The 20467-nt window shown below is 71.4% G+C and carries 21 protein-coding genes and 1 riboswitch; of the genes, 11 read left to right on the top strand and 10 right to left on the bottom strand.

The features are described 5' to 3' along the window. Positions 1-62: 62 nt before the first annotated feature. Positions 63-1559, bottom strand: a complete 1497-nt coding sequence (proP, locus tag ACHFIV_RS27745; RefSeq protein ID WP_398974548.1) for a glycine betaine/L-proline transporter ProP — start codon at positions 1557-1559, stop codon at positions 63-65. A 127-nt stretch (positions 1560-1686) separates the two neighbouring features. Next, complete coding sequence (gene bcp, locus ACHFIV_RS27740) at positions 1687-2154, bottom strand: thioredoxin-dependent thiol peroxidase (RefSeq protein ID WP_398974544.1); 468 nt, start codon at positions 2152-2154, stop codon at positions 1687-1689. A 129-nt stretch (positions 2155-2283) separates the two neighbouring features. Between bcp and ACHFIV_RS27735 the strand changes: the two genes are divergently transcribed. The 3 genes from ACHFIV_RS27735 (at position 2284) to ACHFIV_RS27725 (ending at position 3491) form a co-directional block, all read left to right on the top strand. Then, the gene (locus ACHFIV_RS27735) at positions 2284-2604 is read left to right on the top strand and encodes a DUF3618 domain-containing protein (protein WP_398974542.1); all 321 of its coding nucleotides are present in this window, start codon (positions 2284-2286) and stop codon (positions 2602-2604) included. A gap of 74 nt (positions 2605-2678) precedes the next feature. Further along, positions 2679-3014, top strand: a complete 336-nt coding sequence (locus ACHFIV_RS27730) for a GroES family chaperonin (protein ID WP_099173024.1) — start codon at positions 2679-2681, stop codon at positions 3012-3014. 54 nt (positions 3015-3068) lie between these two features. Then, positions 3069-3134: riboswitch (guanidine-III (ykkC-III) riboswitch) on the top strand. Between the two features lie 36 nt (positions 3135-3170). Further along, the gene (locus ACHFIV_RS27725; RefSeq protein WP_014046245.1) at positions 3171-3491 is read left to right on the top strand and encodes a DMT family transporter; all 321 of its coding nucleotides are present in this window, start codon (positions 3171-3173) and stop codon (positions 3489-3491) included. Between the two features lie 4 nt (positions 3492-3495). Here the strand turns inward: ACHFIV_RS27725 and ACHFIV_RS27720 are convergent, their stop codons facing one another. Continuing rightward, a complete protein-coding gene (locus tag ACHFIV_RS27720; RefSeq protein ID WP_398974539.1) occupies positions 3496-6021 on the bottom strand; it encodes a transglycosylase domain-containing protein in 2526 nt (841 codons plus the stop codon). A gap of 146 nt (positions 6022-6167) precedes the next feature. Between ACHFIV_RS27720 and ACHFIV_RS27715 the strand changes: the two genes are divergently transcribed. Genes ACHFIV_RS27715 through ACHFIV_RS27700 form a run of 4 tightly spaced genes read left to right on the top strand, consistent with a single transcriptional unit; the run spans position 6168 to position 9559 of the window. Further along, positions 6168-6968 (top strand): ABC transporter permease, encoded by an 801-nt coding sequence (locus ACHFIV_RS27715; RefSeq protein WP_398974537.1) that lies wholly within the window; start codon positions 6168-6170, stop codon positions 6966-6968. Position 6969: 1 nt separating this feature from the next. After that, the gene (locus ACHFIV_RS27710) at positions 6970-7830 is read left to right on the top strand and encodes an ABC transporter permease (RefSeq protein ID WP_398974848.1); all 861 of its coding nucleotides are present in this window, start codon (positions 6970-6972) and stop codon (positions 7828-7830) included. Between the two features lie 18 nt (positions 7831-7848). Further along, the gene (locus ACHFIV_RS27705) at positions 7849-8817 is read left to right on the top strand and encodes an ATP-binding cassette domain-containing protein (RefSeq protein WP_398974846.1); all 969 of its coding nucleotides are present in this window, start codon (positions 7849-7851) and stop codon (positions 8815-8817) included. Between the two features lie 55 nt (positions 8818-8872). After that, positions 8873-9559: a DUF1707 SHOCT-like domain-containing protein gene (locus ACHFIV_RS27700; protein WP_458575935.1), complete on the top strand. Its 687-nt coding sequence runs from the start codon at positions 8873-8875 to the stop codon at positions 9557-9559. Positions 9560-9699: 140 nt separating this feature from the next. On the opposite strand, the gene ACHFIV_RS27695 is transcribed toward ACHFIV_RS27700, so the two are convergent. Beyond that, positions 9700-10962 (bottom strand): SGNH/GDSL hydrolase family protein, encoded by a 1263-nt coding sequence (locus ACHFIV_RS27695; RefSeq protein WP_398974531.1) that lies wholly within the window; start codon positions 10960-10962, stop codon positions 9700-9702. Between the two features lie 150 nt (positions 10963-11112). Here ACHFIV_RS27695 and ACHFIV_RS27690 point away from each other — a divergent pair, with 150 nt between their 5' ends. Continuing rightward, the gene (locus ACHFIV_RS27690) at positions 11113-12552 is read left to right on the top strand and encodes a DUF445 domain-containing protein (RefSeq protein WP_398974528.1); all 1440 of its coding nucleotides are present in this window, start codon (positions 11113-11115) and stop codon (positions 12550-12552) included. 132 nt (positions 12553-12684) lie between these two features. Here ACHFIV_RS27690 and ACHFIV_RS27685 read toward each other — a convergent pair whose 3' ends face one another. Beyond that, complete coding sequence (locus tag ACHFIV_RS27685) at positions 12685-12990, bottom strand: hypothetical protein (protein WP_398974525.1); 306 nt, start codon at positions 12988-12990, stop codon at positions 12685-12687. 94 nt (positions 12991-13084) lie between these two features. Continuing rightward, complete coding sequence (gene argG, locus ACHFIV_RS27680; protein WP_398974523.1) at positions 13085-14533, bottom strand: argininosuccinate synthase; 1449 nt, start codon at positions 14531-14533, stop codon at positions 13085-13087. A gap of 191 nt (positions 14534-14724) precedes the next feature. Between argG and ACHFIV_RS27675 the strand changes: the two genes are divergently transcribed. Then, complete coding sequence (locus ACHFIV_RS27675; RefSeq protein WP_398974520.1) at positions 14725-15258, top strand: hypothetical protein; 534 nt, start codon at positions 14725-14727, stop codon at positions 15256-15258. Between the two features lie 12 nt (positions 15259-15270). On the opposite strand, the gene ACHFIV_RS27670 is transcribed toward ACHFIV_RS27675, so the two are convergent. The 4 genes from ACHFIV_RS27670 to ACHFIV_RS27655 form a co-directional block, all read right to left on the bottom strand. Then, positions 15271-16050, bottom strand: a complete 780-nt coding sequence (locus ACHFIV_RS27670) for a DeoR/GlpR family DNA-binding transcription regulator (protein WP_398974518.1) — start codon at positions 16048-16050, stop codon at positions 15271-15273. A gap of 26 nt (positions 16051-16076) precedes the next feature. Continuing rightward, positions 16077-16919 (bottom strand): ketose-bisphosphate aldolase, encoded by an 843-nt coding sequence (locus ACHFIV_RS27665; RefSeq protein ID WP_398974515.1) that lies wholly within the window; start codon positions 16917-16919, stop codon positions 16077-16079. Between the two features lie 150 nt (positions 16920-17069). Further along, positions 17070-17960: an excalibur calcium-binding domain-containing protein gene (locus ACHFIV_RS27660; protein WP_398974513.1), complete on the bottom strand. Its 891-nt coding sequence runs from the start codon at positions 17958-17960 to the stop codon at positions 17070-17072. Between the two features lie 168 nt (positions 17961-18128). Continuing rightward, a complete protein-coding gene (locus ACHFIV_RS27655) occupies positions 18129-19022 on the bottom strand; it encodes a helix-turn-helix transcriptional regulator (protein ID WP_398974510.1) in 894 nt (297 codons plus the stop codon). Positions 19023-19160: 138 nt separating this feature from the next. Between ACHFIV_RS27655 and ACHFIV_RS27650 the strand changes: the two genes are divergently transcribed. Both ACHFIV_RS27650 and ACHFIV_RS27645 read left to right on the top strand, forming a co-directional pair. Continuing rightward, the gene (locus ACHFIV_RS27650; RefSeq protein WP_398974507.1) at positions 19161-19856 is read left to right on the top strand and encodes an SDR family NAD(P)-dependent oxidoreductase; all 696 of its coding nucleotides are present in this window, start codon (positions 19161-19163) and stop codon (positions 19854-19856) included. 59 nt (positions 19857-19915) lie between these two features. Next, the gene (locus tag ACHFIV_RS27645) at positions 19916-20392 is read left to right on the top strand and encodes a GNAT family N-acetyltransferase (RefSeq protein ID WP_398974504.1); all 477 of its coding nucleotides are present in this window, start codon (positions 19916-19918) and stop codon (positions 20390-20392) included. The last annotated feature ends 75 nt before the right edge of the window (positions 20393-20467 follow it).

Genomic DNA, 20467 nt, shown 5'->3' with positions numbered 1-20467 from the left:
ACGAGATACGGAAGGGCCCGTACCGCTTTGTGGCGGTACGGGCCCTTCCATGGGGACGTGCGTCAGAACTTCGGGTCCGGGCTCTGGGCGTGGACCAGTTCGGCCGCTTCCTCTTCCGTCTCCACCGAGGGCGGGGAGCCGGCCAGGGGCTGGTTGGCCGTCTCCTTCATGCAGGCCACCGCGATCACGCCGATCAGGGCCGCCGCCATCGCGTAGTACGCCGGCATCAGGTTCGAGCCGCTCCAGCTGATCAGGGCGGTGATCACCAGCGGGGTCGTACCACCGAAGATCGAGGCCGAGAGGTTGTAGCCGACCGACAGGGAGCCGTAGCGCACGTTGGTCGGGAACAGTGCCGGGAGCGCGGCGGACATCGTGCCCAGCATGCAGACGAGGGAGAGGCCCAGCATCAGCATGCCGATGATGATCGCCGGGATGCTGCCCTGGCGGATCAGCAGGAACGCCGGCAGCGACAGGAACAGGAAGCCGAGCATGCCGGCCATCAGCAGCGGCTTGCGGCCGAAGCGGTCGGAGAGCTTGCCGAACTGGCTGATGATCAGCATCAGGAACACCATGACGCCGAGCAGGATGAGCAGGCCGTGGGTCTCGCTGTAGCCGAGCTCGTCCGAGAGGTACGTCGGCATGTACGACAGCAGCATGTAGTCGGTGATGTTGTACGCGCCGACCAGGGCGATGCAGAGGATCAGTGTCGGCCAGTACTGGCGGAAGATCTTGGCGAGGTCGCCCTTGGCGGTGGACTCGACGTGGTCGGCGGCCTCGGTGGCGTGGGCGGTGCCGCCCTCCAGCTTCTGGAAGGCGGGGGTCTCGTCCAGGCGCAGTCGCAGGTAGAGGCCGACGAGGCCGAGGGGGCCGGCGACGAGGAACGGGATGCGCCAGCCCCACGACTCCATCTGTCCGGTGTCCAGGAGGGCGTACAGGAGGGTGACGAGTCCGGCGGCGCCGACGTAGCCGGCCAGGGTGCCGAACTCGAGGAAGCTGCCGAAGAAGCCGCGGCGCTTGTCGGGCGCGTACTCGGCGATGAAGGTCGAGGCGCCGCCGTACTCGCCGCCGGTGGAGAAGCCCTGGAGCATCCGGAAGAAGATGAGCAGGACCGCGGCCCAGACGCCGATGGTGTCGTGCGAGGGGATCAGGCCGATCGCGAAGGTGCCGATCGCCATGAGGATCATGGTGAGGGCCAGGACCTTCTTGCGGCCGATCTTGTCACCCATGGGGCCGAAGAACATGCCGCCGAGCGGCCGGACGAGGAAGGCCACGGCGAAGGTCGCGAACGACGAGAGGAGCTGGGTGGTGTCGTTCCCGGAGGGGAAGAAGACATGCCCGATGGTGACGGCCAGGTAGGAGTAGATGCCGAAGTCGAACCACTCCATGGCGTTACCGAGTGATGCCGCCTTCACCGCGCGCTTGACCGCCTGGTCGTCGGTGACGGTGATGTCGGTCCGACGGAGCCGGGGGTTCTGGCGCTTCCGGATGGCCCGGAAGAGCGCTGGGTGGCGTTTGACCGCGTCCGGGTCGGCCGCCTGGTGGGGGTCGGAGGCCGCCATGGCCGGTTCCTTTCGTCGAACGGTGTTCCAGGAAAGGCTTCTGCGCGGTCATGGCGGTTGCAAACCGAATCGACAGGTGATTGCGATCTCGCTCACACCTTCTCGGCCGGATCTCCACGAACCGGGGTCAGATTCCGAGGTCCTTGATGATCTTGGCGACGTGGCCGGTCGCCTTGACGTTGTAGAGGGCCTTCTCCACCTTGCCCTCTTCGTCGACGACAATCGTGGAGCGGATCACACCCGTCACCACTTTGCCGTAGAGCTTCTTCTCGCCGAAGGCGCCGTAGGCCTCCAGGGTCGCCTTGGAGGGGTCGCCGACCAGTGTGACCTTGAGGTTCTCCTTCTCGCGGAACTTCGCGAGCTTCTCCGGCTTGTCGGGTGACACGCCGATGACGTCGTAGCCGGCGCCGGCGAGGAGGTCCAGGTTGTCGGTGAAGTCGCAGGCCTGCTTGGTGCAGCCCGGGGTGAGGGCCGCGGGGTAGAAGTAGATGATGACCTTGCGGCCCTTGCGGTCCGCGAGCGAGACCTCGTTGCCGTCGGCGTCCGGAAGGGTGAAGGCGGGGGCGGTGTCGCCGGGCTGGAGTCGCTCGCTCATTTTTCTCCTCGAGTGGCACGCGGGCTGTGTGGCACCGAGCGTAATAGGGGGTGCCGCCGGGTGTGGGGGCGGCTGAGCTGACAGACTGTCGATGAAGGTTTACCCGACGACGACCACGGAGGCGGCGCAGTGTCGGATACCAGGACCCCTGCGCAGATCGAGGCGGACATCATCAGCAGGCGTGCGCAGCTTGCGGTGGTGCTGGACGAGATCGGGGTGCGGATGCACCCGAAGACGATGATGGGTGACGCGAAGGCCAGGGTCGCGTCGACGGTGGACCGGACGGCCGGGCGTGCGTTCGTTGCGGTGAACCGTTCGGTTTCGGACGTGAGGGCGCAGTTCGTGGCCGAGGACGGTTCGCCGCGGCTGGAGCGGGTGGTTCCGGCGGTGCTGGTGGTGGCCGGTGCGGTGGCGTTGCTGACGGTGTCCTCGCGGCGCAGGCGGCGCTGAGGGGGTGCCCGGCGGGCACTCGGGCGTGCGGACGGGCTCGGGGCAGGTAGGTTCGGGGCGTGAGCGACAAGGGCATGAGCAACACCGACGACAAGCTGCCGATCCGGATGCTGCACGACCGTGTGCTGGTCCGGTCCGACTCCCCTGAGGGTGAGCGGCGGTCGGGCGGCGGCATCCTGATTCCGGCGACGGCGGCGGTCGGCCGGCGTCTGGCGTGGGCCGAGGTGGTCGCGGTCGGCCAGAACGTGCGGACCGTGGAGCCGGGTGACCGGGTGCTGTACGACCCTGAGGACCGTGCCGAGGTCGAGGTGCGGGGTGTGGCGTACGTGCTGATGCGGGAGCGGGATCTGCACGCGGTGGCGGCCGACCGGTTCGAGGGGTCGGTCGATTCGACCGGGCTGTATCTGTAGGCAGGTGGTGGGCGGGAAGGCCTGGTGACGGTTGTCACCAGGCCTTTCCGCTGTTTGTTGCTACGGTGGAGTGACCCCGACGAGACGCGCCGTACCGGGTTTCCGCAAAGACGACGCACCCGTGTTGTTCGCGTGTCCGGTCGTGGAGGTGCCGTCGTGGCGTGGGTTCTGTTGGTCGTCGCCGGTCTGCTGGAAGTGGGCTGGTCGATCGGGATGAAGTACACCGAGGGGTTCACGCGGCTGTGGCCGAGTGTGTTCACCGGTCTGGGGATCGTGGCCAGCATGATGCTGTTGTCGCAGGCGGCGAAGACGCTGCCGATCGGTACGGCCTACGGTGTGTGGGTGGGTATCGGTGCGGCTGGTGCGGCGGTGCTGGGCATGGTGGTGCTGAACGAGCCGGTGACGGCTGCCCGTATCTTCTTCGTCTGTCTGCTGCTGGTGGCGGTGGTGGGGCTGAAGGCGACGTCGGGGCACTGAGTGTTCAGGGGCGGGCGGGGCCGTGAGGGTCCTGTCCGTCCCTTTCGCGTTGGGGTCGGTCGGGCCGGCGGTCGTGGGGCGCGGTGGGTTCGCGGGGGGCCGGCGCCTTGGGGCGCGTCGCGGCGGGGCGCTGGGGGCCGGGCCGTGGGCCGACGGCTTCGCCGGTGCCGGTTTCCCCGCTGTCGGCTTCTCCTCCGGCGGTGTCTGGGGCGGGTGGTTCGCCCGGGGGTGCGTCGGCGGGTGTGGCGGTGTGGGGTGCGCGGGGGGCTGTGGTGACTCCCGAGGGGGCGTCCGGGGTGCGTGAGCGGGGGCTGTCCTGCTCGTCGCGGGTCTCCCCGGTACCGGGCTCGTCGGTGTCCCGGCCTTCTCCTGGCTCGTCGGTGCCCCCGGCTTCCTCGGTGTCCTCGCCTTCCGCGCTTTCGCTGGGGTCGGGTTCCTCGGGGCCTTCGTCGGCCTCCAGGTCGAAGCCCTGCACCTCGCTGCCCTCGAGTGCGGCCCGGGTGTAGGCGGCCCAGGTCTGTGCGGGTGCGCCGCCGCCGTTCATGCGGGCGAGGCCGAGTGCGCCGTAGAGGGGTTTCTGTACGCCGGTGTCGGGGTCCTGGCCCATGACGGCGATGACCGTGGCGAGGTCGGGGGTGTATCCGGCGAACCAGGCGGCCTTGTCCTCCTCGGCGGTGCCGGTCTTGCCGGCGGCGGGGCGGCCGGCGCCCTGGGCCGCGGTGCCGGTGCCGCCGTCGACGACGCTGCGGAGTACGGAGGTGGTGGTGTCGGCGGCTTCGCGGCTGATGGCCCGGCGGGTGGTGCGGGCGGGGAGGTCGAGCTCGGTGCCGTTCTTGCTGATCTCGGCGACGAGGGTGTGGGGATGCTGTCTGCCGTGGTCGGCGAGGGTGGCGTAGGCCGAGGTCATGTCGAGGACGCTGGCGGTGGCGGGGCCGAGTGCGATGGAGGGGGTGGCGGTGAGGTCGGGGGTGTCCTGGGGGATGCCGAGGGCGACCGCGGTGGCCTTGACCTCGTCGGGGCCGACGTCCTGGGCCATCTGGGCGTAGACGGCGTTGACGGATTTGTCGGTGGCCTCGCGGACGGTGATCGAGCCGTAGTCGACGTCGTCCTCGTTGGCGGGTGAGTAGCCGGTGGAGCCGGCGGCGCTCTGGACGGTGCGCTTGTTGGTGCCGTCGTAGCGGGTGTTGGGGGTGATCGCGCGGTCCTTCTGGGTGGTGGACCCGTTGGCGAGCGCGGCGGCGAGGACGAACGGCTTGAAGGTGGATCCGACCTGGTAGTCCCGGCGGGTCGCGTTGTTGACGAACTGTCTGGTGTAGTCGATGCCGCCGTAGAGGGCGACGACGTGGCCGGTGGCGGGGTCGATGGACGCTCCGCCCGCGCGGACGTTGCGGTCGGCCTCGCGTTCGTCGCTGGTCCGGGACAGGACGTTGTCCTCCACGGCTTCGACGAGGGCGTCCTGCTTCTTCTTCTGGAGGGTGGTGGTGATGCGGTAGCCGCCGGTGGCGAGGGTGTCCTCGTCGATGATCCTGTTGCGGGTGAGGTAGTCCTCGACGGCCTGGACGATGTAGCCGCGCTGCCCGGAGAGTGCGGTGGCGGGCTTGGCCTTGCCGGGGACGGGGAAGGTCATGGCGGCGCGGTCGGCGGCGCTGAGCCAGTGGTGTTCGACCATGCCGTCGAGTACGTAGTCCCAGCGGGCGAGCACGGCTCTCTTGTTCTCGGGGTGGGTGCGGACGTCGTAGGAGCTGGGGGCGTTGAGCAGGGAGGCGAGGTAGGCGCCTTCGGCGGCGTCGAGGTCTTCGACGTCCTTGCCGTAGTAGGCGTGGGAGGCGGCCTGGATGCCGTAGGCGTTGCGGCCGAAGTAGCTGGTGTTGAGGTAGCCCTCGAGGATCTCGTCCTTGCTCTGTTCGCGGTCGAGCTTGATGGAGATGAAGAATTCCTTGGCCTTGCGGACGACGGTCTGTTCCTGGCCGAGGTAGTAGTTCTTGACGTACTGCTGGGTGATGGTGGAGCCGCCCTGCCTGCCCTTGCCGGTGACGGTGTTCCAGCCGGCGCGGAGGGTGGCCTTGATGTCGATGGCGTCCTCGGAGTAGAAGTCGCGGTCCTCCGCGGCGAGTACGGCGTGCTGGATGGTGGGGGGGATGCGGTCGAGGGGGATCTTCTCGCGGTTGATCTCGCCGTCCCGGGCGATGACGGTCTTCCCGTCCGCGTACACGTAGACGTTGGCCTGGGCGGTCGCGGCGGCGTTGGCGGCGGGGATGTCGATGAGCTGGTAGCCGGCGACGAATCCGCCGACGAGGAGCAGGGCGAGGAGGAGTACGCCGCCGAGGACCATGCGCCAGGTGGGGAGGGCGCGCCGCCAGCCGGTGCGCTTGGGCCGCTTGGGGCGTTTTCTGCGCCCTTCGGGGTTCTGTGCGCCGTCCGGGTGAGGGAGGTCGGGGGTGGGGGCCGTGGCCGAGGGGTCTCGGGGGGCCCAGTTCCCGGAGCCCTGCTGACCAGGGTCTCCGCCGTGCTGCGGTGGCTCGTGGCTCATGACTGTGGAGGCTCCTCGGCTACGGATGATTTTCCTATAGTGCACTTTTCGGACGGATAACCCGCGGATTCTCCGTGGCAATGGGGTCGCGGCGGCGGGCGCGCGCGCACTAGGCTCGTGCGCTTTGGCGCGATGAGGGGGGCGACGTGCGGCTCTATGCCGTGGTGGCGGCAGGTGGGTTCCGGCGGCATGCCACCTACCGGGTGGCGACGCTCGCGGGGGTGTTCACCAACACCGTCTTCGGTTTCATCCTGGCGTACACCTACACCGCCCTGTGGGACGAGCGTCCCCATCTCGGCGGGTACGACATGTCCCAGGCGCTGACCTATGTGTGGCTGGGCCAGGCGTTGCTGATGACCAGCGCGATGATGGGCGGGGGCTTCGAGGACGAACTGATGGAGCGCATCCGTACGGGTGACATCGCGGTCGACCTCTACCGGCCCGCCGACCTCCAGCTGTGGTGGCTGGCGGGGGATCTGGGCCGGGCGGCCTTCCATCTGCTGGGGCGCGGGATCGTGCCGATGGTGCTGGGGGCCCTGGCCTTCGACCTCGCGCTGCCCGGTTCGCCCTGGACGTGGATCGCCTTCCTGGTGTCCGTGACGCTCGGTGTGGTGGTGAGCTTCGCGGTGCGTTTCCTGGTGGCGCTCTCGGCGTTCTGGCTGCTCGACGGGGCGGGGGCGATGCAGATCGCGTGGCTGGCCGGGTTGTTCTTCTCCGGGATGCTGCTGCCGCTGCCGTTGTTCCCCGGCCTGCTGGGGGAGGTGGCGCGGGCGTTGCCGTGGTCGTCGCTCCTTCAGGTGCCCGCCGATGTGTTCCTCGGCCGGTACAGGGGCTGGGGTCTGCTGCGGGCGTACGCCTTCCAGGCGGGCTGGGCGGTGGTGTTGCTGCTGGCGGGACGGATGCTGCAGTCGGTGGCGACCAGGAGGGTGGTGGTCCAGGGTGGCTGACGTGGTGGACCGGCGGAGCGCCGTGGAGCCGGGGGCCGTGTTCCCCGAGCGGTCGCGGCTGGTCGAGGGGGTGCGGGCGTACGGGCTGATCGTGGCGATGTGGCTGCGCTCGACGATGGCGTACCGCGCGTCGTTCGTGATGACGGCTCTGGGGAACTTCCTGGTGACGGGGTTCGACTTCGTCACGATCATGCTGATGTTCGGGCACGTCGACGCGCTGGGCGGCTTCACCCTTCCGGAGATCGCGTTGCTGTACGGCACGTCGGCGACCGCGTTCGGGTTGTGCGACCTGGTGTTGGGGTCGATGGAGCGGCTGGGGCGGCGGGTGCGCGACGGGACGCTGGACACACTGCTGGTGCGCCCCGTCCCGGTGCTGGCGCAGGTGGCGGCGGACCGGTTCGCGCTGCGCAGGCTGGGCCGGATCACGCAGGGCCTGCTGGTGCTGGGGTACGCCCTGGTGACGCTGGACATCGGGTGGACGCCGCTGAAGGTGGTGATGATGCCGCTGATGGTGCTCAGTGGGGCGGCCATCTTCGGAGCCGTGTTCGTGGTCGGCGCGGCGTTCCAGTTCTACGCGCAGGACGCGTCGGAGGTGCAGAGCGCGTTCACGTACGGGGGGACGACGCTGTTGCAGTATCCGCCGTCGGTCTTCGCGCAGGATCTGGTGCGGGGTGTGACGTTCGTGGTGCCGCTGGCGTTCGTGAGCTGGCTGCCGGCCCTGTACGTGCTGGGCCGGGACTATCCGGTGGACCTGCCTCAGTGGGTGGCGTTCCTCCCGCCGGTGGTGGCGGCCGGGTGCTGGGTGCTCGCGGGGCTGGCGTGGCGGGCGGGGCTGCGGGCCTACCGCAGTACGGGAAGCTGAGGAGTGGGCGTGGACGACATGGACTTCATCGAGCTCGACGGCGTGGAGAAGGTCTTCGACGTACGCCGCAGGACGGGCTTCCTGCGCCGCGAACGGCGTGAGGTGCGCGCGGTGGACGGCATCAGTTTCCGGGTGCCGCGCGGGGAGATGGTCGGGTACATCGGTCCGAACGGGGCGGGCAAGTCGACGACGATCAAGATGCTGACGGGCATTCTCACGCCGAGCGGCGGACGGCTGCGGGTCGCGGGGATCGACCCTTCACGGGAGCGCACGAGGCTGGCGCACCGGATCGGTGTGGTGTTCGGTCAGCGCACGACGCTCTGGTGGGACCTGCCGTTGCGTGACTCGTACCGGCTGGTGCACCGGATGTACCGGATCCCGGACAGCCGTTTCCGGGAGAACCTGGACCGGTGCGTCGAACTGCTCGACCTGGGAGCGCTGTTGGAGGTGCCGGTGCGTCAGCTGTCCTTGGGCCAGCGGATGCGGGGCGACATCGCGGCGGCACTGCTGCACGATCCGGAGGTGCTGTACCTGGACGAGCCGACGATCGGGCTGGACGTCGTGTCCAAGGCAAAGGTCCGGGGTTTCCTGCGGGACTTGAACGCGGAGCGGTCGACGACCGTGCTGCTGACCACGCACGATCTGACGGACATCGAGCAGCTGTGCAAGCGGGTGATGGTGATCGATCACGGCCGGCTGGTGTACGACGGCGCGCTCGCGGGGCTGCACGAGGTGGGTGAGAGCGAGCGGACGCTGGTCGTCGACCTGGAGAGGGAGCTGCCGCCGATCGAGCTGGGGTCGGAGCCCGCGGTGCGGGTGGTGAAGGTGGAGGGCCCCCGTCAGTGGCTGGCGTTCCCGGCGGCGGCTTCGGCCGCACCGCTGGTGGCGCGGATCGCCGCGGACTATCCGCTGGTCGACCTGTCGGTGCGGGAGCCGGACATCGAGTCCGTGATCGCGAAGATGTACGTGTCGGATCCGGCGCTCTAGGCCCGTTCCGCCGTGGCTCTATAGGGTGCGCGGTATGACAAGTGAAAACCCGGACATGCGTGCCTCCGACGCGGAACGCGAGCGGGTCGCGGAGGCCTTGCGGGAGGCCGTGGCCGAGGGCCGGCTGGAGATGGACGAGTTCGAGCAGCGGCTCGACGCGACGTTCAAGGCGCGTACGCACGGGGAGTTGGTGCCGCTCGTCAGCGATCTGCCGGCGCCGGGGGCGGCTGTGGCGCCGGTGGCGGGTCTGTCGCCCGTGGCCCGGGGGGCGTCCGCTCCGGTGGACTGGTCGCGGCGGATCGGCGGTCCCGCGACGTCCACGTGGGCGGTCGCGTTCTGGGGTGGGTTCGGTCGGAAGGGGCGCTGGACGGTGGGGCGGACGTTCACCGCGTTCGCGATGTGGGGTGGCGGCGAGATCGATCTGCGCGAGGCGAACTTCGAGGACCGTGAGGTCGTGATCCGCTGTTTCGCGATCATGGGCGGGATCCAGGTGAAGGTCCCGCCGAACGTGGACCTGCACGTCAACGGCGTCGGGGTCATGGGCGGTTTCGACGAGCAGACGAAGGACGCGGGTGAACCGGACCCGGGCGCCCCACGGGTGCGGGTGACCGGGTTCGCCCTGATGGGAGGGGTGGGCGTGGACCGCAAGTGGAGCAAGACGCAGCGCCAGCGCCTCAAGGAGGCGGAGCGGCTGCGACTGGACAGGCCGGACACGGGGGACGGGCGCAAGGAGCTCGGCTGAGCGGGGCGGTCCGACGGCGGCCGGCCCGCGACGGTGGCGGGGCGTTCCGTACCGGCGGCGTGGGCGGTCCCCGAAGGCGGCCGGTCCGTTGGCCTCGGCACCCCGCCCGGCCGGGTGGGCCGGGCCGGATGCCGTCCGTGTCAGAAGGCGTCGGCCTTCGGTGTCCCGTCCACCGCGCCGAGGTCGATGGCGTGGCCCAGGGCGCGGTAGCCGGCGTCGTTGAAGTGCAGCCGGTCGCCCGAGTCGTACTCGGGCAGGATCCTGTCGGGCGCGTACGGGTCGCGTACGGCCCGGTCGAAGTCGATGAACGCGTCGAAGATCCGGCCGGCGCGGATCTCCTCGTTGACGGCCAGGCGCACGCTGTTGCGTTCGGGTGTCCAGGTCGCGTAGCCGTGGAAGGGTGTCAGCGTCGCCCCGACGACCCGCAGACCCTGGGCGTGCGCCCGCTCGGTGAGAGCGCGGAGCCCGGCCGTGACGCGTCGGGGGTCCGGCTCCTGGGGGTACTGCTGCACGTCGTTGATGCCGAGCGCGATGATCACGGTCCTCGCTCCGGCGACGGACAGGACGTCACGCTCGAAGCGGTGGGCTCCGCTCGGGCCGCCGACGTTCTTCACACCGTTCCGGCTGAGCGGGCTGTCCCGCAGGAGACGGTTCCCGGCGATGCCCTGGTTGGCGATTCCGTAGGTGTGCCCGAGGCGGTCGGAGAGGACGTCGGTCCAGCGGCTGTCGGCGTCGGTGGTGGAGCCGCTGCCCGCCGTGAGGGAGTCGCCGATCACCACGATCGCGCCGGGTGAGGCCGTGTTGCGGACGTCGACGGCCGTCAGGTAGCGCCACCGGGTGGTGCTCCAGGTCCCGTCGTCGTCGGCCAGGTAGGACGTCTGGTGGCTGTTGGGGTGCTGGGTGACGGGGCCGCCGGCGCGAGGGGTGCGGAGGGTGACCTCCAGGTCGGTGTCGGGGGCGACGGGCACGACGACCGGGTCGCTGACGGCCTGCCGGCCGGCGGCGACGGTGACGGAGGGCGTCCCGCCGAAGGTCACCCGGCGGGTCTTGACGGTGGCCTGGTCGATGACGAGCGGGACGGCGCCGAAGAGGTTGGACACCGTGATGCGGGCGGCGTCGCCGCCGACGCTGGTGTGCACGATGTTGCGGATGGTGCGGCCGGGGTAGCCCTGACCGGATCGGGGTTCCGCGCTGACGGGGGCTCCGGTCCAGGTGGCGACCCAGGTGCCGGTGGAGTGGGCCGGTGCGGCGGGGCTACGGGCCGCCGTACGGGCGGGGGACCCGCCGTACGGTGCCTCCCGCCCGTCGGTGATCAGCGAGGTGCCGGACGCGACTGCGGCGGCGAGCGCGGCGGTGCCTGCTACGAGGGTGGTGAGCAGGGCATACCCCTGACGCCTGGGCATCTGCGGTTCTTCTCCTTGTGTACGGCCCGGTGTCCGGGTTGCTCTCATGATGCGACAGGCCCCGGGGAACTCGACGTGCGGCCCGGGAGTAGGTGAGGTAGGGACAATGCGTACGGCACGGCGTGACGCGTACGCGGACGGGTGGAGTGGATGGAACAGGACGCGGGACAGGGAACGGCATCCGGGCCGGAGGACCACGGCTCAGGACGCTCCGGGGCCGCGCCGCCGGCCATCGGCGCCGCGGCCGGCGGGCGGCCGGGGCAGCAGGGGGCCGGCGGGGCGGGGCCCTCCGGGGCGCCCGGCCGGCGGCCGGGGCCGGTGCCGGGCGGGTTCGCGTACACCGCCGCCGACGAGGAGAAGCGGCAGGGCGTGCGCCGCATGAAGACCACCGCCACGGGTCTGCTCCTGCTCGTCGCGCTCGTGTACGTCCTCGCCACCTGGGCGGAGAACGCGGGTGTGGGCGGCTGGCCGGGCTACGTCGCGGCGGCCGCCGAGGCGGGGATGGTCGGTGCGCTGGCGGACTGGTTCGCCGTCACGGCGCTCTTCCGGCGGCCGCTCGGTCTGCCCATCCCCCACACCGCCATCATCCCCACCAAGAAGGACCAGTTGGGGACGTCACTCGGTTCCTTCGTGGGCGAGAATTTTCTCTCCGGGGACGTCGTTCGTGACCGGATTCACGCTCTGGGCGTCGGTTCGCGGCTCGGGACGTGGCTCGCGGAGCCGGAACACGCGGACCGGGTCACCGCCGAGCTGGCCACCGCGCTGCGCGGTGCGCTGACCGTGCTGCGGGACTCCGACGTGCAGGCGGTCGTCGGGGAGGCGATCACCCGGCGGGCGGACGCGGCGGAGGTCGGCCCGGGGATGGGCAAGATGCTGGAGAAGATCGTCTCGGACGGCGGCCACCGCAAGGTCGTCGACCTCGTCTGCGTGCGGGCGCACGACTGGCTGGTCCTGCACGGTGACTCCGTGATGGACGCGGTGCAGGGCGGTGCGCCCGGCTGGACGCCGCGGTTCGTCGACAAGCGGGTGGGGGAGCGGGTCTACAAGGAGCTGCTGCGCTTCGTCACGGAGATGCGCGACATGCCGGGCCACCCGGCACGCGGCTCGATCGACACGTTCCTGACGGACTTCGCCGCCGACCTCCAGACGGACTCGGACACCAGGGCCCGGGTGGAGCGGCTGAAGTCGGAGATCCTGGGACGCGGCGAGGTCCAGGACGTCATCGCCTCCGCATGGTCCTCCGTCCGCACGATGATCATCGCGGCGGCGGAGGACGAGCGGAGCGAGCTGCGGCTGCGTGCCCGCGCCTCGCTGATGTCCCTGGGCGCCAGGCTCTCCACGGACGAGCGGCTGCAGGCCAAGCTGGAGGGCTGGCTCGAGGACGCGGCGGCCTACGTCGTGACGACGTACCGCACGGAGATCACCTCGCTGATCAGCGACACGGTGGCCGGCTGGGACGCGGACCAGACGTCGAAGAAGATCGAGGCGCACATCGGCCGCGACCTGCAGTTCATCCGGATCAACGGCACGGTGGTGGGCGCGCTGGCCGGCCTGGCGATCCATTCGGTGTCGCACGCGCTGGGAGGCTGACCGGAGGCGTGCCCGTCCTGTCGTACGGGCACGCCCCCGGGTCACGCGGGGGAGTTGCTCTTCAGTACGCACCGCGCTGCGACGGTGTTCAATCCCCGGGGCCCGGTTCTCCCGGGCGCGGCGCCGTATCGCCTACCGGGCACCGCGCCGGGTGACCGCCCACGACGCGGCGGCGACCCCGCCCGCCACGGTGAACACCGCCGGCCAGGCGCCGACCTTCTTGGCCAGGGGGTGCGAGCCGGCGAAGGCGGCGAGGTAGGCGACGGTCAGACCGGTGGCCGCGCGGGCTCCCGCCTGCCGGTTCCACTCGTACGCCGCCACCGAGCCGGCTGCCGCCAGCGCCGCGCCGCCCAGCGGGCGCTTCCCGGTCCAGCGGGCGATCCCGTATCCGCCGACGAGACCGCCTGCCGCCACTGCCGCTGCCGGGACCTTCGCCATTGCCGCCACCTTCGCTCTCCTGCGTGTCCACCGGCGTGTCCGCCGGAAATCCGAGGATAAGGTCACCCGCCGGCCGGCCGGCCCCGGACCCCTGTCAGTCGGTGCCGAACTCCATCGCGGCGCGGTCCAGCAGCTCGTCGTCGCCGGACACCTCGCCGCGCGAGGCGATGGCCTGGGCGCCGCCTTCCGGCATGGCGCCGATCAGGCCGGTCGCCGCCGCCTGCGCGGCGCCGATCAGGGAGGGGTGGGACGTGCCGACGAGGCCGAGTCCGGCGAACTGCTCGAGCCTGGCGCGCGAGTCGGCGATGTCGAGGTTGCGCATCGTGAGCTGGCCGATGCGGTCCACCGGGCCGAACGCCGAGTCCTCGGTGCGCTCCATGGACAGCTTGTCCGGGTGGTAGCTGAACGAGGGGCCGGTGGTGTTCAGGATCGAGTAGTCCTCACCGCGCCGCAGCCGCAGCGTGACCTCGCCGGTGACGGCCGAGCCGACCCAGCGCTGCAGCGACTCACGGACCATGAGCGCCTGCGGGTCCAGCCAGCGGCCCTCGTACATGAGGCGGCCCAGGCGCCGGCCCTCGTTGTGGTACTGGGCGACGGTGTCCTCGTTGTGGATGGCGTTGACCAGGCGCTCGTACGCGGCGTGCAGCAGGGCCATGCCCGGTGCCTCGTAGATCCCGCGGCTCTTGGCCTCGATGATCCGGTTCTCGATCTGGTCGGACATGCCCAGGCCGTGGCGGCCGCCGATGGCGTTGGCCTCCATCACCAGCTCGACGGCGGAGGCGAACTCCTTGCCGTTGATCGTGACCGGGCGGCCCTGCTCGAAACCGATCGTGACGTCCTCGGTGGCGATCTCGGCCGAGGGGTCCCAGAACCGGACACCCATGATCGGTTCGACGGTCTCCACACCGGTGTCGAGGTGCTCCAGCGTCTTGGCCTCGTGTGTGGCGCCCCAGATGTTGGCGTCGGTCGAGTAGGCCTTCTCGGTGCTGTCCCGGTAGGGCAGCCCGTGGGCCGCCAGCCACTCGGACATCTCCTTGCGCCCGCCCAGCTCGGTGACGAAGTCGGCGTCGAGCCACGGCTTGTAGATGCGCAGGTGGGGGTTGGCGAGGAGACCGTAGCGGTAGAACCGCTCGATGTCGTTGCCCTTGAACGTGGAGCCGTCGCCCCAGATCTGGACGTCGTCCTCGAGCATCGCCCGGACCAGCAGGGTCCCGGTGACGGCGCGGCCGAGCGGCGTGGTGTTGAAGTAGGCACGGCCGCCCGAGCGGATGTGGAACGCGCCGCACGCGAGTGCGGCCAGGCCCTCCTCGACCAGTGCCGCCCGGCAGTCGACCAGACGCGCGATCTCGGCGCCGTAGGTCTTGGCGCGGCCGGGCACCGACGCGATGTCGGGCTCGTCGTACTGGCCGATGTCGGCGGTGTAGGTGCAGGGGACGGCACCCTTGTCGCGCATCCAGGCGACCGCGACCGAGGTGTCGAGGCCGCCCGAGAAAGCGATGCCGACGCGCTCGCCGGTGGGCAGGGAGGTGAGAACCTTAGACATAGGAAGAGTATGCATTCATTCGCATGTATATGCAAATGGTCTCGTGGAGAGGGTGCGGCGGACCGCATCGGTGCTCCGGGCGGGCCGCCGGTGCGGGGCGGACCCCTGGGCCGCGTGCCGGCGGGCGCATCCCCTCGCGTGGCGGGTCGCCGACGGGGACAGGGTCGGTGCCGACACGACGAGGGGGCCTCATGGTGATCCGTACCGGCCTGCGTGCCGCGATACCGGCCGTGGTCCTGGGACTGTTCCTGGCGGGCTGCGGCGCGGCGACCACCACCGACGGGCCGGGCGGTGACGTCCCGTACGTCGAACCGTCCGCGGCCGTCGCGGCGCGGGGGGCGAAGGACGGGGCGCCCCTGATGCCAACGCCCTCACCGACGCCGACGCTGATCATCCAGGAGGACCCGAACACGCCGGAGCTGGTCCGCGACGCGTTCGCCGGGCTCCAGGCGACGCCGGGCGGGACCTGCACCCCGGGGGCGGGCGACTGCGCCTGCTTCCTGGGCCGGGTGCACGAGGAGCTGGACGGCCTGGACGAGGCGATGAAGGCCGACAGGAAGGGCCCGGACCACGTCGAGGAGCCCCTCGCCTGGATCGGGGCCCTGCGTACGACGCTGGGCGCTGACATCTCCACGCCGAACCTGGAGAAGCACCGCACCGCACTGATCGGCACCCGCGACCGCGTCGACACGTGGATGCAGGACCACCCGGACGACTACCGCTGACCGGGGGCCGGTTCACACCCGAAGGACGTCGATCCCCAGGCCGGTGAACTCCTCGACGACGTCCTCGGGCGCGTCCCGGTCCGTGACCAGGACCGAGACGGCGCTGGTCTCGCACACCTGGGCGAAGGCCCGGCGGCCGAGTTTCGAGGAGTCGGCCACCACGATCACCTTGCCCGCGCACTCGGCGAGTGCGCGGTTGGCGCCGGCCTCCGACTCGTCGTGGGTGGCCGCCCCGAAGCGGGGGTGCACGGCGTCCACGCCGAGGATCGTGCAGTCCAGGGCGAGGGTGCGCAGGACGGAGTCGACGAGGGGGCCGACCAGCTCGTAGGAGTTGGGCCTGGCCACCCCGCCGGTGACGACGATCTTCACCTGGGGGCGGACCGCCAGTTCGTTGGCGATGTTGATCGCGTTGGTCACCACGGTCAGCGCCACGCCCCCGCCGGGGGGCTCCGGCCGCAGGGCGAGTTCCCTGGCCACTTCGGAGGTCGTCGTGCCGCCGTTGAGGCCGACGGTGGAGCCCGCCGGGATCAGCTCGGCCGCGGCCCGCGCGATGCGCTGCTTCTCGTCGGCCTTGCGGGCCGCCTTGTAGCGCAGCGGCAGGTCGTAGGCGACGGCGCTGACGACCGCGCCGCCGCGGGTGCGGGTCAGCAGGTTCTGCCGGGCGAGCTCGTCCAGGTCACGGCGCACGGTGGCGGCGGAACAGCCGAGCCGTTCGGCGGCGTCGAGTACGTCGAGGTGGCCCTGGTCGCTGAGGATCTCCAGCAGCCGGGTCCATCGTGTGTGTGCCGCCACCTGGTCCTCCTCGCTCGACCCGCAGCCTATCGCCCGGGCCGGGCCAGGACGTCCAGCAGGCGTGCCACCTCCGCGGCGACCGCGTCGCGTGCGGGGCCGAGGTAGGCCCGGGGGTCGGCGGCCTCGGCGTGGGCGTCCAGGTGGGCGCGCACGGCGCGGGTGAACAGCTTGTTCAGGTGCGTGGAGATGTTGACCTTCGTCATGCCCGCGCGGACCGCGGCGGCGAGGCCGCTGTCCCCGACGCCCGAGGAACCGTGCAGGACGAGCGGGACCCGCACCGCGTCGCGCAGCCGGGAGATGAGCGCGAAGTCGAGGACGGCGTCGCGGGTCAGCATCGCGTGCGAACTGCCGACGGCCACGGCGAGCGCGTCCACGGCCGTGGCCTCGACGAAGTCGCGCGCCTCGTCCGGGTCGGTGCGTGTGCCCGGGGCGTGCGCCCCGTCCTTGCCGCCGATCTCGCCGAGTTCCGCCTCCACCCAGACCCCGTGGCTGTGGCAGTAGGCGGTGATCTCGCGGGTCGCGGCGACGTTGTCGGCGTACGGGAGCGCCGACGCGTCGAACATGACGGAGGTGAAGCCGAGCCGGACGGCCTCGCGCACGAGCCCCGCCGACTCGGCGTGGTCGAGATGCACGGCCACGGGGACGCCGGCCGCGCGGGCGACGGCGAGCGAGGCGAGCCCGATCGGTTCCAGGGCGCCGTGGTAGCGGGTGGTGTTCTCGCTGACCTGGAGGATCACCGGCAGCCCGGCGGTCTCCGCCCCGCGCGCGATGGCCTGCGCGTGTTCGATCTGCACGACGTTGAAGGCCCCGACGCCGGTCGCGTCGGTCCGGGCGCCGTGCGTGATGTCACCGGTGGATATGAGCGGCATGGGCGTCCTTCGCGGGTGCGGGCTGCGTGAACCCAGGCGAATGGTGCTCGAAGTTGCTCATTTATAGCTTGTTTCAATCAGATTGGAAAAGAGCAGCCGCCCCCGGTGTGGCCGGGGGCGGCTGCTGAGGTGGTGGCGGAGGCGGTGGGGCTACTCGCAGGCGACTCCGTCGCCGTCCCGGTCGAGGTGGGAGCCGTAACCCGGGTCCCCCCGGCGGATGGGCGCGGCGCCCGCGGCGCGCACGGCGGTGCAGTTGGCGTAGGAGGCGTCGCCGCCGCCCGTGGAGCCGCCGCCCGTGGATCCCCCGCCCGTGGAGCCCCCGCCCTGGCTCCCGCCCGTCGAGCCGTCGTTCGATCCCGGTGATCCGTACGGCTCGCAGCCGACTCCGTCGCCGTCCCGGTCCAGGTGGGAGGCGTACCCGGGGTCACCGCGCCGGACGGGCGCCGCTCCGTCGGCCCGTGCGGCATCGCAGTTCCGGTAGTGGACCGAGGGCGCGGCGGGCGTCGTGGCCTTCGCCTTCGGGGGCCGCGCGGCCGTGGGTGTGGCGGTCGGGGTGGGCGTCGGTGACGGGGTGGGCTCGGCGACGGTGATCCGTACGACGGCGCTGTCGTCCGCCGGGCCCTCCCCCTTCACCGCGACCGTGTACGTGAACTCGTCCTCACCGGCGTATCCGGCCGCAGGGGTGTAGACGAGCGTGGTGCCCTCGACCGTGACGGTTCCGTGAGGGGTGGGGCTCTCCACGGTGAGGGTGAACCGGCCCTCCTCGTACGTGTCCAGGAGCGCGGCGTCCGTGCCGTCCTCGAGGTTCACCAGGTCGTTGGCCAGCGCCTCGGTCGTGACTTCCCGGCCCGCCTCGGCGCCGGCCGTGTCGTCGGTGAGCGAGAGTGTCCGCTCGGCTGAGGGTGATGCCGACGCCGCCACGGGTTCCGTGTCCTGGCCCGCGTCGCCGCCGCCCCCGGTCCCGCACCCCGTCAGGGCCAGCGCCAGGGCTGCGGCCCCGGCGGACATCCTGAGCCGGCCCTTCGTCACGCGTGTGTTCATGTGCCCCCCAAGGCGTTGTGCCGTGCTGCTGTACAGCCCGGGGGGCGATGCTCGCAGCGGCCGTGGGGCGCGGCGGCGCCTTCCCTGAAAAGGAAGCGGAACTGTGACGAAAATGTGGAGGAGGGGTGGGGGAGGCGTGCTGGTGGTCCGGGTGTGGCCGGTCCGGGGTCAGGTCATCGCCTGGGTGCCGATGACGTCGAGCAGGCCGAGCCGGGCTGCGGCCTCGCTGCCGGGGGGCGCGGTGTACGCGACGACCCGCAGGTCGCTTCCGGGGGCGACCAGGACGTCGCAGTCGAGCGTGAGTGAGCCGGCTTCGGGATGGACGATGGTCTTGGCGCTGGACGCGTGGGTGCCCACGATCCCCGAGTCCCACAGCTCCGCGAAGACGGCGCAGGCTTCCCGCAGGTCCTTGACCAGGGAGCGAAGACCCAGGTCGGCGGGGTAGCGGGCGGTGGCCGCGCGGAGGTCGCCGACCACGGCCGCCTCGAAGGCCGCGCGCTGCTCGGGGGTGTGGCTGACCCGGCCGTGCCGGGCGGTGAAGTGCCGCCAGGCGATGTTGCGTTCACGGCCGCGCAGCGCGGACGGGTCGCCGAGCAGGGCCGCCCAGGGCCGGTTCCATTCGACGAGGTTCCAGGCCGCGTCGTGGACGCTCAGTGGGGCGCTCCGCAGTTGGTCGAGCAGCCGGCGCAGTCCGGGCGGGATGTGGGCCGAGATGTGGCCGGGCCCGGGTTCGGGCTGTCCCGCGAGGAGGTACAGGTAGGTGCGCTCGGCCTCGGAGAGGCGCAGCGCGCGGGACAGGGAGGCGAGGACCTGGGGCGACGGGGAGGTGGCCCGGCCCTGTTCGAGGCGGGTGATGTAGTCGACGGACAGGGCGGCGAGCTGGGCCAGTTCCTCGCGGCGGAGGCCCGCTGCCCGCCGGACCCCGCCGGCGGGCAGTCCGACCGTGGCCGGGGAGATCCGGTCGCGCCAGCCGTGCAGCGCCTTGCCCAGGTCGTTGGAGCCCGGGCCCCCGGCGCCGTTCCCGGTCCGGGCGCCGGACGGTGTTTCCTCAGCTGCGTTCACCCCTCCAGTATCCGGGCCGGGCCACCGCGCAGCCTGGTACCGGCAGTCCACCCGCTGCGGCGGGTACTCCCTCTGTCCGGCGGGCCCGAGGACGCTTGAGGCATCACCCACCGCCTGCCGCACCACGGGAGCACCGCCATGACCATCACCCTCATCACCGGAGCGAACAAGGGCCTCGGTTTCGAGACCGCCCGCCGCCTCGTCGAGGCCGGACACACCGTCTACGCCGGGGCGCGCGACACCCGGCGCGGGGAGGAGGCGGCGGCCCGGCTCGGGGCGCGGTTCGTCCGGATCGACGTCACGGACGAGGACTCCGCCGAGGCCGCCGCCGAGTTCGTACGGAAGGAGGCGGGCCGGCTGGACGTGCTGGTCAACAACGCCGGGATCGTCGGTGCCCGCAAGCCGGTGGGTGAGACGACGGGGGCGGAGATGCGGACCACGTACGAGACGAACGTCTTCGGGGCCGTGCGCGTCACCAGGGCCTTCCTGCCGCTGCTGGAGGCGGGGAAGAACCCGGTCGTCGTCAACGTGGCCAGCGGTCTCGGGTCGCTGGCCGCGACGAACGACCCGGACCGCATCGAGTCCACCGTCGCGTCCCTCGACTACAACTCGTCCAAGACCGCGCTGGTCATGGTGACGTCGCAGTACGCGAAGGCCTTCCCCGCCATCAGGTTCAACGCCGTCGACCCCGGCTACACCGCCACCGACCTCAACGGTCACACGGGCCACAACACGGTGGAGGAGGGCGCGGACGTCATCGTGCGCATGGCACTCGTCGGTGCCGACGGTCCGACCGGTGGCTTCTTCGACGCGGCGGGCCCCGCAGCCTGGTGACCCCCCGCCGGGCGGGCGGCATCTCGCCGCGGCGCACGGGCGACCCGTACGGTACGCGCATGGATGAACGGTTACGCCTGGAGAAGATCACCCCGGACAACGTGCTCGACGCGTGCGGGCTGAGGGTCGCACCCGAGCAGGAACGGTTCGTCGCCCCGGTCGCGCGCTCGCTGGCGGAGGCGTACGCCGATCCGGAGACGGCCTGGCCCCGGCTGGTCTTCGACGGTGACCGGCTGGTCGCCTTCGTCATGGCCTTCTTCGACGTGCGGTTCGACCCGGCGGACCCCGAGGACCGGCCGCGTTCCGGCCTCTGGCGGCTGGCCGTCGCCGCGGACGAACAGGGCAAGGGCTACGGGCGTTTCGCCGTGGACGCCGTGTGCGAGGAGATCCTGCGGCGCGGGCAGAAGCGCGTGACGGTGACCTGGGGCGAGGGGGAGCACGGCCCCGAGGAGTTCTATCTCCGGCTGGGCTTCCGCAGGACCGGCGAGATGAGCGAGGACGAGGTGGTCGGCGAGATGGACCTGCCGCGCGGCTGAGCGCCCCGGCGGTCCTCTCCGGGTGATCCACATGCGGTCCGCCTGCGGGGGCGCGAGGATCGGGTTACGGGCGGT

The organism is Streptomyces sp. ALB3 (genome assembly GCF_044385685.1).
In the GTDB taxonomy this organism is placed as follows: domain Bacteria; phylum Actinomycetota; class Actinomycetes; order Streptomycetales; family Streptomycetaceae; genus Streptomyces.
The sequence above is the reverse complement of the archived record's forward strand: the minus strand, read 5'-3'. Positions and strand labels throughout refer to the sequence as shown.

Excerpts from the sequence above, each read along its gene's own strand:
- bcp (WP_398974544.1), bottom strand. The coding sequence starts at position 2,154 with ATGAGCGAGCGACTCCAGCCCGGCGACACCGCCCCCGCCTTCACCCTT.
- ACHFIV_RS27700 (WP_458575935.1), top strand. The coding sequence starts at position 8,873 with ATGCGTGCCTCCGACGCGGAACGCGAGCGGGTCGCGGAGGCCTTGCGG.
- ACHFIV_RS27695 (WP_398974531.1), bottom strand. The coding sequence starts at position 10,962 with ATGCCCAGGCGTCAGGGGTATGCCCTGCTCACCACCCTCGTAGCAGGC.
- ACHFIV_RS27685 (WP_398974525.1), bottom strand. The coding sequence starts at position 12,990 with ATGGCGAAGGTCCCGGCAGCGGCAGTGGCGGCAGGCGGTCTCGTCGGC.
- argG (WP_398974523.1), bottom strand. The coding sequence starts at position 14,533 with ATGTCTAAGGTTCTCACCTCCCTGCCCACCGGCGAGCGCGTCGGCATC.
- ACHFIV_RS27675 (WP_398974520.1), top strand. The coding sequence starts at position 14,725 with ATGGTGATCCGTACCGGCCTGCGTGCCGCGATACCGGCCGTGGTCCTG.
- ACHFIV_RS27720 (WP_398974539.1), bottom strand. The coding sequence starts at position 6,021 with ATGAGCCACGAGCCACCGCAGCACGGCGGAGACCCTGGTCAGCAGGGC.
- ACHFIV_RS27665 (WP_398974515.1), bottom strand. The coding sequence starts at position 16,919 with ATGCCGCTCATATCCACCGGTGACATCACGCACGGCGCCCGGACCGAC.
- ACHFIV_RS27650 (WP_398974507.1), top strand. The coding sequence starts at position 19,161 with ATGACCATCACCCTCATCACCGGAGCGAACAAGGGCCTCGGTTTCGAG.
- ACHFIV_RS27645 (WP_398974504.1), top strand. The coding sequence starts at position 19,916 with ATGGATGAACGGTTACGCCTGGAGAAGATCACCCCGGACAACGTGCTC.
- proP (WP_398974548.1), bottom strand. The coding sequence starts at position 1,559 with ATGGCGGCCTCCGACCCCCACCAGGCGGCCGACCCGGACGCGGTCAAA.
- ACHFIV_RS27660 (WP_398974513.1), bottom strand. The coding sequence starts at position 17,960 with ATGAACACACGCGTGACGAAGGGCCGGCTCAGGATGTCCGCCGGGGCC.
- ACHFIV_RS27690 (WP_398974528.1), top strand. The coding sequence starts at position 11,113 with ATGGAACAGGACGCGGGACAGGGAACGGCATCCGGGCCGGAGGACCAC.
- ACHFIV_RS27705 (WP_398974846.1), top strand. The coding sequence starts at position 7,849 with ATGGACTTCATCGAGCTCGACGGCGTGGAGAAGGTCTTCGACGTACGC.
- ACHFIV_RS27730 (WP_099173024.1), top strand. The coding sequence starts at position 2,679 with ATGAGCAACACCGACGACAAGCTGCCGATCCGGATGCTGCACGACCGT.